Raw genomic sequence first — 9,963 nt, 5'->3', positions numbered from 1 at the left:
TTTAGGCCGGAGTAGTTTACTGAAGTGACCTCTGAGCCCTACGAAGGCGAGGTTGGTCGAACCAGCGAGGTTGCCATGCTCTGCTCATTTGTTCAGCTGGATAAGGCCATACCGCTGCTCCTCGACATGAGAGATGATCTGAAGGCAGTGCGGAAAACTTCTGACGCAACCCTCGATGAGGTCAGAGCAGTGCGGAAAACAACTGATGCGACCCTTGAGGAGATCAAGGGCATGAGGGAAGACATCTAGCCTGGATACGCCTCGAACTTCCGGCAGATGCAATCCGATATCAGGGCGATAAAGGAACGCCTGGGGATGCCTTGATCATAAAGCAATTAAATGAAAAATTCGCCAGGCGGGCCCAGGTGAAAGTTTGAACTTTTTTTAAGAGGTTCGGAATATAACGATTTCGCGAATCGAGTGCTGTTATCAAGGCTAAGACTGATCTACACAGACTGTTTTTTTTGCGCACGCTGCGAGTCGCCCCTTCGGGCCGCGGCCAAAGGGGCCCCCTCAGCGATCCATCCCATTACAAAAGCAGCAGCTGCATTGGATGCGTAAGCCTTCCAGGCATCCCGCTCTTTTCTGCCTTTATTCACCCCTTTAGCACGGGGCAGATCCGAGATCCCCCGGATCATCATGAATCTTGTGGGAATTCCCTGGCTTCCTGCCTGATCTATGGCTGCAGCCGCCCCAGCACCTTCCATCTCCACTTGCTCATACTTTCTCATAATATTTTGGCTATTCGCTAAATGGTGTTGGTAAGGTACAGGAATCCCAATTTCATCCGAGAGACAGAGGAACAAAAACGGAAAGGAATAGTGGCATCGAAAACTGCTAAGAATCCAATATCATTTCCCGATCTCCCTCTCTATCATCTCCGCCGAGACCGCTGTCCCCCGGCAGGTGTGCATGTTTATGGAGAGCAGCAGCCCTACAACCCTCTCATCCTGCACCAGGGCTGAGCCGCTATCCCCCGGTCCCGGCAGGTCCCCAGGAGGAAGGATGACATATACGATCGACCAGGAAGAATCGGATATCCGGCAGGCGATGGAATGGCGGGCGTTCACGAGTTCTGCATCGCCCGGATGAGGCTTGCCCAGAGCCGTCAACTGGCAGGGAGCGGGAATGGGAAAAAAGGCCAGATCGGCATCATCCGGAATATAGGAAACCCGGCAGGTGATCCCGCCCAATCTCAGCTCTCTTGTCCCCACCTGTTGAAAAATATGGGCGGGAGCCACGCCCGCAAAGCCGCCGCGCCAGGGAATGATCGCCCCGATCACTCCGCCGGAGCGGCCGGCTATGAATTGGTCGCCTGATCTGATCACGGTATTGGGATTAATTTTGGGATCTGATATCCGCCCAGAACTCTCGAATACCTCAAATGTACTGCTGGATGAGCCCCTCAGGCTCAGCCATGTGGTTCCTCTCTTTGAGCAGGATCTTGGCTGCCGCCCTCTCGAAGTCGCTCTGGTAGACGGTAGTCCTCTCCTCCCGGATAGCATACATGCCCGCCTCTGTGGAGAGCGCCTTCAGATCAGCTCCGCTTGAGCCCTCGGAAAGCTCGGCTATCAGCCGCAGGTTCACGTCCCGGTCCAGGTTCATGCCCTTGGTGTGGATCTTGAGAATCGACTCTCTCGCCTCCTTGCTGGGCAGGGGGATCTCGATCACTCTATCGAAGCGGCCTGGCCGAAGGAGAGCTGGGTCTAGCATATCCAGACGGTTGGTGGCGGCGATCAGCTTGACCTCACCGCGGGCGTCAAAGCCATCCATCTCCGCCAGGATCTGCATTAAAGTCCTCTGAACCTCGCGATCTCCGCTGGTCGCTCCATCCATGCGGCGGGCGCCGATGGCATCCAGCTCATCGATGAATATTATCGCTGGGGACTTGCTCTTGGCCAGCTCGAACAGCTCGCGGACCAGGCGTGCCCCTTCTCCGATGTACTTCTGCACGAACTCCGAACCCACCACCCGCATGAATGTGGCCTCTGTGCTCTGAGCAACAGCTTTCGCCAGGATGGTCTTGCCCGTACCTGGTGGGCCGTGCAGCAGGACGCCCTTGGGCGGCTCGATTCCAACCGAGGTGAAAAGGTCCGGCCGCTTTAGGGGAAGCTCCACGATCTCCCTGATCTCAGAGATCTGGGTGTCCAGACCGCCAATCTGAGAGAACTGTACATCTGGAGCCTCCTCGATCTCCATGCCGAATACCGCCGGGTCGCGGGGAGAGGGCAGAACGCACATCACCGCAAATGACTGCTGGTTTAGGCCTACCTGAGCCCCGACCTTTATCTCCTCCTCTATGAATTGGGATAAACTAACAACGAATCTGGGGCCGGTACTGCTCTTGACGATAACCCGGTTCTCATCCAGAACATCGACGATGGTTCCCACGATCATCGGACCGACGCGCAGGCGCTCCAGCTCGCTTCTGAGCTTCCGGGCCTCACGCTCGAACTTGAGCTTCTGGTTCTCTATAAGCCTCTTCTCGCCTTCCACGCGGTCCTTCTGCTCACGCAGCGCCAGGTTACGCTCCTCCAGCTGGCGCATCCGGTCCAGGATGTAGCGCGAGAAATCCGCGCCAGCTCCTGACTCATTCATGCCTTCTCCACTATCCATAATTACAAAGGTTATTAAACTTTGACCCGTATAAAGGTTTCCGAAATGACCGAGAAGCAATGTGAGATTTGCGGCGCCGAAATCTCAGGTTCACCCCAAAAGATCGTTATTGACCGATCAACTATGGAAGTTTGCAAGAGCTGTGCGCGCTTCGGAAAACCAGAGGACAAATGGACACCAGTTCCGCGGAAGATGGTTCCTGTGGAGAGGGCCTTCACCGTCATGAGGCCTAAACCACGCGACCAGTTCAAGGATTTGGTGGAGTTGGTTCCGGATTTCGGGCGCAGGATCAGAGAGGCTCGGGAGGGCCTGGGACTCACGCCAGAGCAGCTGGGAGCGAGGATCAAGGAGAAGGCCACGCTCCTGAAGAAGATCGAGAGAGAGGATATCTCGCCTGAGGATGAAGTCAGAAAGAAGCTGGAGAGGGAGCTTAAGATCAAGCTCACCGATCAGGCCAGCGAGGCTCAGGTCAAGTCCGGAGGCTCCGGCAGGGGGCTCACTTTAGGGGATGTAGCCAACATCAAGCGGAAATAATCCATGATATCCAGTGCAGCTCGATTTATCATTGGAGGGGGTGTGGTAGTCTATCCCACTGAGACCGTTTACGGCCTGGGGGCCAATGCTCTGGACGAGCAGGCAGTTATGAGGGTCTTTCTGATCAAGAAAAGGCCTCTTTCCATGCCCATCTCTCTGGCGGTCTCGAGCCTGGAGATGCTAAGAGACGTGGCCGAGGTTCGCGATGAGGACATGGATATTTTGGAGGATCTTCTGCCGGGACCAGTATCCATCCTGCTGCGAAAAAAGAGCATAGTTCCGGACATTCTCACCGCCGGCTCATCCCTGGTAGGCATCAGGTTCCCGGACCATGAGTCTGCCCTCAGGATAATCGATAAGGCCGGACCGATCACCTCCACAAGCGCCAATCGCACCGGCCAGCCAGCGCCGGTGAGCGCTAAGGAGGTCTCAAAAGAGATAGAAGATCGGGTGGAGCTGGTGGTGGACGGTGGCAGATGCAAATACTGCCAGCCCTCAACCCTCCTGGACCTGGAGAAAAGAGAGATCATCCGGCCGGGCGCTGGTCTGGACAAAGCGCTGAAGGCGATAAAGTGATGGCCCGGATCAGAGACTTTTTCGAAACCAATGAGGGCTGGATATTTGCTGTCTCAGACTACAACCACCCTCACGGCCTCCGCTCCCTGCTCCGCTACATTCCCGACCCGTCAGGAGAGCGTGCTGCCAGAGGCATACGCTACCGAAAGATGGACTTCGACCAGGCATTCGAGTTCTTGCGCCAGAATAGGCCGGATTATATTCAGGACCTTCATGTGGTCCCTGAATCCGATGTACTCCGGCTCTATGATCCCTCCCAGGGCTTGAGAGCTGTGGTCAAGATGGATCCCAAGACGGAGAAAATCGCCCTCATCCTCAATCAAGCGGGTGTGCCCTGGGAGGAGATGGGAATCACCGGCTCCAGGCTCATAGGCTTGCAGGCACCTGCTTCGGATATCGATTTCGTGGTCTATGGTCCCATGTGGTGGAAGGCAAGGNNNACCTGGAAAAAAATCTACGCCAAGAGAAAACCCGAGATCAGCCTGGAGGAGTTCATGCTCCATGAGAAGAGAAAAGGAAACCGGGGCATGATCGACGGCACCTACTTTGATCTGCTATTCACCCGCGATTGGAACCAGATCCAGCCGCTGGATGAGGGCCGTCCTGTCGGCCAGGGGCTGGTCGAGGCTCAAGTTACAGATTGCGAGTTCGCCTTTGACAGCCCCGCCATCTTCCGGCTGGATCATCCGGAGGTTAAGGAGATTCTCTGCTTCACTCATACCTACGCCGGCCAGGCACTCCCTGGAGAGAGGATAGAAGCCAAGGGCGTACTGGAGGAGACTGCTAATGGTCTTCGGCTTGTGGTGGGAACCACCCGCGAAGCGCGGGGAGAATGGATAAGATCGCTTTCGCTGCTTGAAAAAGCTACTCAAAAGAGGTTATAAAAATGCTGCTAGTTCGACCCTTTGACATAGAGATAGGTCAGCATAAAGTCATGCTCAATATCGTTGATGCCCGGGAGAGGGGCTTGAATCCTGGAGACCGGGTCCGGGTGAGGGCCAAGGGGGCTGCAACCACCGCCCTGCTTGATACCACCACCCAGATGGTCAAGCCTGGGGAGATCGGTATCTTCACCGAGGCTCTTAAGGATCTCAATAATCCGGTGGATGTGGATATCCTGCCTGCACCGAGGCCTGCTTCCATCTGTCATATCAAAAGCTTGATGGATAACGAGAAGCTGAGCGAGGATCAGATCCGAACCATTGTGCAGGATATCGTGGACAACAACCTCAGCGACATTGAGCTTGCTGCTTATGTCACCGCTTCCTACATTCATAACATGCCCTCTGAGGAGGTGGTCTGGCTGACCAAAGCGATGATCGAGACTGGTGAGCGGATTCACTTCGACACCCATCCGGTCATGGACAAGCACAGCATTGGCGGCGTTCCCGGGAACAAAGTATCCCTTCTCATTGTGCCCATAGTGGCAGCCGCAGGCCTTCTCATTCCCAAGACCAGCTCTCGGGCCATAACCGGGGCGGGCGGTACAGCCGACCTGATGGAGGTCTTGGCCCCGGTGGAGTTCAGTGCGGCAGAGATCAAGGAGATAACAGAGAAGGTGGGCGGAGTCATAGTCTGGGGCGGAGCCACCAATATCGCCCCTGCAGATGATAAGCTGATTAAAGCGGAGTATGCATTATCCATAGACCCCTACAGCCAGATGCTGGCCTCCATCATGGCTAAGAAAGGGGCTGTAGGCGCTGACGCAGTGGTAGTGGATATGCCCGTAGGGCCGGGCACAAAGCTGCCCACGGCAGACGACGGCAGGACCCTGGCCAAGGACCTGATAGACCTGGGTGATAAGCTGGGAATTCGGGTGGAATGCGCCATGACCTTTGGAGGCTCTCCCGTGGGCAGAACCATAGGACCGGCTCTGGAGGTGCGTGAGGCGCTTACCCTTCTGGAGAATAAGCCGGGTCCAAATAGCCTGAGGGAGAAGAGCCTCTCGTTAGCTGGCATACTGCTGGAGATGGGCGGAGTGGCAGGACGAGGAGAAGGCTACGCTGCTGCAGAAGAGATCCTCAGCAGTGGAAAGGCTCATGCCAAGCTGATGGAAATCATCGCTGCCCAGGGAGGCAATCCCAATGTGAAGAGCGAGGATATCGTCATCGGCGAGAACTGCGAGGAAATTTTGGCTCCGGCAGGAGGATATGTGGTGGCCTTCTACAATAAACGCCTTGTAGAGCTGGCTCGCATGGCTGGTGCTCCCTCGGACCAGAAAGCGGGAGTCATAATCCACAAGAAGATGGGTGAGAGGGTGAAGAAAGGCGAGCCTCTGATCACCATCTGCTCCTCATCGGACTGGGAGCTGGATAGCGCAGTCAGGGATGCCAAGAGGTCTATGCCAATAGTGGTAGAAGGAATGCTGCTGGAGAGATATCCCCGCATAACCGAGCTTTAGAATTTGAGGGTCGCCCTATGAAGGTTGCAATTACATATCATGAGGATTTCGGCAGGCATGGCTTTAGCGTTCTGAAGGAGAGGATTCAGCCATCCTTCGAGAAGCTGATGGAGTCCGGGCTGGTGGACGGGATTGAGGTGCAGGTGTTTCGGGCCAAACCCGCTCCAATGGAGCTGGTGGCGAAGGCTCATACTGAAGGGCACATGGCCAACATGGAGACGGATCAATACCGGGATGTGGCCATTTTGTCCGCAGGGAGCGTGATGATGGCCGCAGAGATGGTGGCTGCTGGTCAGGCAGAGTCTGCCTTCGCCTTCACCGGAACCGCCGGGCACCATGCTTCAAGAGGAAGCTGTTGGGGATTCTGCTACTTCAACGACGTAGCGATCACCATACTGCGCCTTAAGGAGATGGGCTTCGAGCGCTTTCTCATAGTGGACGTGGACCCCCATTTCGGCGATGGTACGCGCGACTTTTTCAGGGAAGATCCAGATGTATTTCATATCAACCTGCACAGCGGCACCGGCGAGGAGCATGATCCACAGAGGAACAATTACGATATCGGCCTCTCTTTCGGAGCAGATAATGAGAGATTCCTCTCTGCCCTTAAGAGCGGTCTGGTGCTGGCAAGAGACTTCGACTTTCAGATAGCTTTTGTCATCTTTGGGCACGACTCCCATCAGGACGACTATGGTGGGTTCAACCTAACCTTCGAGGCCTATCCCCGGATGGCTCAGATAGTAAAGGAAGCTGTGGGCGATAAGGGTTTGGTCTTCGTTCTCAGCGGCGGATCCTGTGTGCACGTAGGTGAGAGGGTCATTCCCGATATCGTTCGGGTGCTGTCGGGAAGGTGGCCGTATTGAGGGTGGCCTCCAACTGTTATCCCTGCCTTCTGGACCGGGCGAAGTTCGAGTGCGATATGGTCTTCACCCGGGAGGAGGATAAGAAAGCGGCAGTAGAGGAGCTGCTGGACTTCATGGCCTGCCATAAGGGCGGTGTTCCGGCTCTTATGGGCACAGAAAGAGAGCTCATCATTAAAAGGCGAAGCGGAAGCTCAGATCCATATCGGGAACTGAAGGAGGAGAGCAATCAGGTGGCAAGGGACCTCTTGCCACGGGCAGTGGAGTTCTATGAACAGTCTCCGGACAAGATCGAGGCCCTGATCAGAATTGCCTCGGCTGCCAACTCCATGGAGTTTGGGGTCAAGGGCCACGATTTTGATAACCTGACATTCGGCAGGGTCTTTGCTGACACCCTTCAAGAGAACCTGCATGCGGATATGGCTGAATTGAAAAGACGGCTTCAGTCTTTTGGCAAGATACTTTATCTGACAGACAATTGCGGCGAGGTCATATTCGATCTATTTGTAATCGAGAAGCTAAAGGAGATGGGCAAGACCGTGGTGGTGGGATCGAAGTCCGAGCCCATCATCAATGATGTCACCGCCGATGAATTGAAGAGCTTCTCGGATGTGGATGTGATACCAACCGGCAATGTGGTGGGAACGGCACTTGAGCACCTGAGCCTAGAGGCCTCGGTACTCCTATTCGATCCGGAATGGCTGATACTGTCCAAGGGCATGGGCAACTTCGAGACCATGTCCGAGTTCGATCAGAGGTTGAAGGGCAGGCTGATCTATATCCTGCGTGCCAAGTGCGAGCCTGTGGCGGCTAAAATGGCAGTTCCAAGGGGATCGCTGGTAGCGAGGCCGATTTAGCAATAGTTCATGTCCACTTCTTCCGGGGCGGGCTCATCCGGCTCATCGATGATCGACTCCATCAGGGAGAAATCAAGATCGAGCTTGAACAGATCTCTGATGGCATAAAGAAGGTTTGTGGCCGCCGGAATATCTATCAGATCGGCTCCGGAGCTTGTTCCCAGCAGGCAAAAGCCTCTCATATTATAGAGAGGCGCCAGCCCTGCCAAAAGGCCGTTCATCCCGCCGATAGCTCCGCTGCGGAGCAGGGTAATCCCAGAATCATGGAGAACAGCTGCAGATTCAGGATCTGTGGCCGAGCCGAGTATCTTCGCAGTCGCGTCTCCCACAAATGCGGCCAGGGTTATCACATCCGTTACCCCTTCAGATTCTATTGCCTGCAAAATCTCTCCTGCCAGCTGATACATCCCCTGCACATCCAGAGGCTGGGTATCCCCGGAGAGCACGAATATGTTCTCCTTATCCTGGGAACGTAATAGCTCTGCGTGCATGAGCTCCGCCAGGCCATCAGAAACCATTACCTGGGACGGGAAGCTGTGGGAATAGAACGGTTTAATGCTACTGCATTTCAGAGCATTGCTTAGGTAATCGGCAGCCACTTTTCCCACGCTTCCAATTCCTGGAAGGCCGCAGATGCAGGCAACTCGAGACTCAAACATCGACTAAGTTTTGAGATGTGCAGCTATAATTCATTTTCGCCGGATTATCGCCAGAGGATCACTGATGGATCCTTCTGGCATAATCAGAATATCACTTGCCTACAGCCTCTATCATCCAGTTGATTCCGATCGTCTCATTGGCCTCAGTGGTCCATTCTGCCGGCGTGAGAATTCCATTGCCGTACAGGAAGGAGTTGCCAGTTCCGTTGTTATATTCCATGCCAACCACCATTCCTCCGCGATCATAGAATAACACATAAAAGTCTTCGGTGACTGCCAACGGTGGGATCTCTATGACTCCCCAGATTGGGCCTTGATCGGTGAGGAAGTAACCATTCTGAGCATCCGCAAATCTGTACAGGAGATGAAGGTCCTTATCTCTGATCTCCAGGAGGAAGTTCCTATCCATGTTGTAGCTGTAATCGGTGCTGTTATAGTCGCTCCAGCCCAAGACCTTCACACCATAAAGCTTCCAGTCTGAACTGGGAGCCTTGAACTTGACGGCTTCTGCTACATCCAGACCTTCGATATCAAACTCATCGGTTATGGTGAACAGGCTGATATTCATATCGGAGGCATTCTTGCCGCTATCCTGCGCAAGAGTGGTATAGCCGGATTCCGATGACGTATCTGCAGCCATGGCTCCGAAGCACGATGCCACAAAGCATAGCCCGTATATCAAAAATATCATCTTATTCAAATGATCACCCCGTATATTCTGATGAATCCGGCCCATATAAGGATTTTGAAGAGTCTTATTGCAGTCTGGCAGATCATCTACCAGACCGCAATTCGTCTACAGGACTCAGCCTGCTCTTTCACTCGCCAACTGCTCTGATCAGCCAATTTATGCTGGTTGTGGTATTGCTCTGGTCTGTGAATTCGACTGGAAGCAGCTCCGAATACACGCTATCATAGAAGTAAGAGCTGCCGGTAGAATTTTCCAGTTCCATACCTATGAACATCGAGCCCCGGTCATAGAAGATCACATAGAATTCATCCGTCACGGGAACTGAAGGCAAGTCTATGGCTCGGAGAATTATAGCAGGAAATGTGAAGTAAGCATTTTGGGTATCTGCCATCCTGTAGAGGAGATTCATTTTTTCGTCTCTGACCTCGATGAGGAAGTTTTCAGATTCAGGAATTGATGTCGCATTTCCATCGAAGCCATTCCAGCCTGCTACCCTCACCTGCTTCAATTTCCAGCCGGGATTTGGCGCAGTGAACTTCACGGCCTCGCCCACAGAGAATGCGTCCATGTCCATAGCGACGCTATACAGAGTCATATTCATTTGGGAGAGATTTGTGCCGCTATCCTGTTTAAGGACGGTCATGGTTGCAGCATTGTCAACTTCATCATTTTGAGATAGAGTAACTCCCACTAAGGATCCAAAGCATAGAGCCAGAATCAATAAGATCATCTTTTTCATGCGATCACCCTGAATAAAAGGTTTATATTT

The 9,963-nt window shown here is 53.9% G+C and carries 13 protein-coding genes; 7 read left to right on the top strand and 6 right to left on the bottom strand.

The genetic code is table 11. From position 1 onward, the window contains the following. Nucleotides 1–24 precede the first annotated feature (24 nt). The gene (locus tag BP822_RS09290; protein ID WP_013718485.1) at nt 25–249 is read left to right on the top strand and encodes a hypothetical protein; all 225 of its coding nucleotides are present in this window, start codon (nt 25–27) and stop codon (nt 247–249) included. Nucleotides 250–446: 197 nt separating this feature from the next. On the opposite strand, the gene BP822_RS09285 is transcribed toward BP822_RS09290, so the two are convergent. The 3 genes from BP822_RS09285 to BP822_RS09275 all read right to left on the bottom strand — a co-directional run bounded on the left by BP822_RS09285 (nt 447) and on the right by BP822_RS09275 (nt 2,598). Next, nucleotides 447–731 (bottom strand): hypothetical protein, encoded by a 285-nt coding sequence (locus tag BP822_RS09285; RefSeq protein ID WP_048131722.1) that lies wholly within the window; start codon nt 729–731, stop codon nt 447–449. 120 nt (nt 732–851) lie between these two features. Then, a complete protein-coding gene (locus BP822_RS09280; RefSeq protein ID WP_013718483.1) occupies nt 852–1,328 on the bottom strand; it encodes a hypothetical protein in 477 nt (158 codons plus the stop codon). Between the two features lie 52 nt (nt 1,329–1,380). Further along, a complete protein-coding gene (locus BP822_RS09275) occupies nt 1,381–2,598 on the bottom strand; it encodes a proteasome-activating nucleotidase (protein WP_273271012.1) in 1,218 nt (405 codons plus the stop codon). Between the two features lie 63 nt (nt 2,599–2,661). Between BP822_RS09275 and BP822_RS09270 the strand changes: the two genes are divergently transcribed. The 6 genes from BP822_RS09270 (at nt 2,662) to BP822_RS09245 (ending at nt 7,844) form a co-directional block, all read left to right on the top strand. Then, nucleotides 2,662–3,150: a multiprotein bridging factor aMBF1 gene (locus BP822_RS09270; protein ID WP_273279005.1), complete on the top strand. Its 489-nt coding sequence runs from the start codon at nt 2,662–2,664 to the stop codon at nt 3,148–3,150. Nucleotides 3,151–3,153: 3 nt separating this feature from the next. Continuing rightward, complete coding sequence (locus BP822_RS09265) at nt 3,154–3,726, top strand: L-threonylcarbamoyladenylate synthase (RefSeq protein ID WP_273279004.1); 573 nt, start codon at nt 3,154–3,156, stop codon at nt 3,724–3,726. Then, nucleotides 3,627–4,610, top strand: a complete 984-nt coding sequence (locus BP822_RS09260; protein ID WP_422655970.1) for a nucleotidyltransferase domain-containing protein — start codon at nt 3,627–3,629, stop codon at nt 4,608–4,610. Before BP822_RS09265 ends, BP822_RS09260 begins: the two co-directional genes overlap by 100 nt. A 2-nt stretch (nt 4,611–4,612) precedes the next feature. Beyond that, the gene (locus tag BP822_RS09255) at nt 4,613–6,127 is read left to right on the top strand and encodes an AMP phosphorylase (RefSeq protein ID WP_013718478.1); all 1,515 of its coding nucleotides are present in this window, start codon (nt 4,613–4,615) and stop codon (nt 6,125–6,127) included. Between the two features lie 17 nt (nt 6,128–6,144). After that, nucleotides 6,145–6,990, top strand: a complete 846-nt coding sequence (locus BP822_RS09250) for a histone deacetylase (protein ID WP_013718477.1) — start codon at nt 6,145–6,147, stop codon at nt 6,988–6,990. Continuing rightward, on the top strand, nt 6,978–7,844 hold the full coding sequence (locus BP822_RS09245; protein WP_273279002.1) for a damage-control phosphatase ARMT1 family protein: 867 nt from the start codon (nt 6,978–6,980) through the stop codon (nt 7,842–7,844). Before BP822_RS09250 ends, BP822_RS09245 begins: the two co-directional genes overlap by 13 nt. Here BP822_RS09245 and BP822_RS09240 read toward each other — a convergent pair. The 3 genes from BP822_RS09240 to BP822_RS09230 form a co-directional block, all read right to left on the bottom strand. Further along, nucleotides 7,841–8,503, bottom strand: a complete 663-nt coding sequence (locus BP822_RS09240) for a PAC2 family protein (protein ID WP_273271016.1) — start codon at nt 8,501–8,503, stop codon at nt 7,841–7,843. The two genes, BP822_RS09245 and BP822_RS09240, sit on opposite strands and share 4 nt — an antisense overlap. A gap of 91 nt (nt 8,504–8,594) precedes the next feature. Next, a complete protein-coding gene (locus BP822_RS09235) occupies nt 8,595–9,194 on the bottom strand; it encodes a hypothetical protein (RefSeq protein ID WP_013718474.1) in 600 nt (199 codons plus the stop codon). Nucleotides 9,195–9,321: 127 nt separating this feature from the next. Beyond that, nucleotides 9,322–9,963, bottom strand: a 642-nt coding sequence (locus tag BP822_RS09230) for a hypothetical protein (protein ID WP_286878180.1), incomplete at its 5' end; no start/stop codon positions are given.

Origin of the sequence: Methanosaeta sp. UBA458 (assembly GCF_002496085.1) — an archaeon.
GTDB lineage: Archaea > Halobacteriota > Methanosarcinia > Methanotrichales > Methanotrichaceae > Methanothrix > Methanothrix soehngenii.
The sequence above is the reverse complement of the archived record's forward strand: the minus strand, read 5'-3'. Positions and strand labels throughout refer to the sequence as shown.

Bases quoted from the DNA above. Each gene is read 5' to 3' on its own strand.
- BP822_RS09285 (WP_048131722.1), bottom strand. From the start codon at position 731: ATGAGAAAGTATGAGCAAGTGGAGATGGAAGGTGCTGGGGCGGCTGCA.
- BP822_RS09275 (WP_273271012.1), bottom strand. From the start codon at position 2,598: ATGAATGAGTCAGGAGCTGGCGCGGATTTCTCGCGCTACATCCTGGAC.
- BP822_RS09270 (WP_273279005.1), top strand. From the start codon at position 2,662: ATGACCGAGAAGCAATGTGAGATTTGCGGCGCCGAAATCTCAGGTTCA.
- BP822_RS09265 (WP_273279004.1), top strand. From the start codon at position 3,154: ATGATATCCAGTGCAGCTCGATTTATCATTGGAGGGGGTGTGGTAGTC.
- BP822_RS09255 (WP_013718478.1), top strand. From the start codon at position 4,613: ATGCTGCTAGTTCGACCCTTTGACATAGAGATAGGTCAGCATAAAGTC.
- BP822_RS09250 (WP_013718477.1), top strand. From the start codon at position 6,145: ATGAAGGTTGCAATTACATATCATGAGGATTTCGGCAGGCATGGCTTT.
- BP822_RS09240 (WP_273271016.1), bottom strand. From the start codon at position 8,503: ATGTTTGAGTCTCGAGTTGCCTGCATCTGCGGCCTTCCAGGAATTGGA.
- BP822_RS09235 (WP_013718474.1), bottom strand. From the start codon at position 9,194: ATGATATTTTTGATATACGGGCTATGCTTTGTGGCATCGTGCTTCGGA.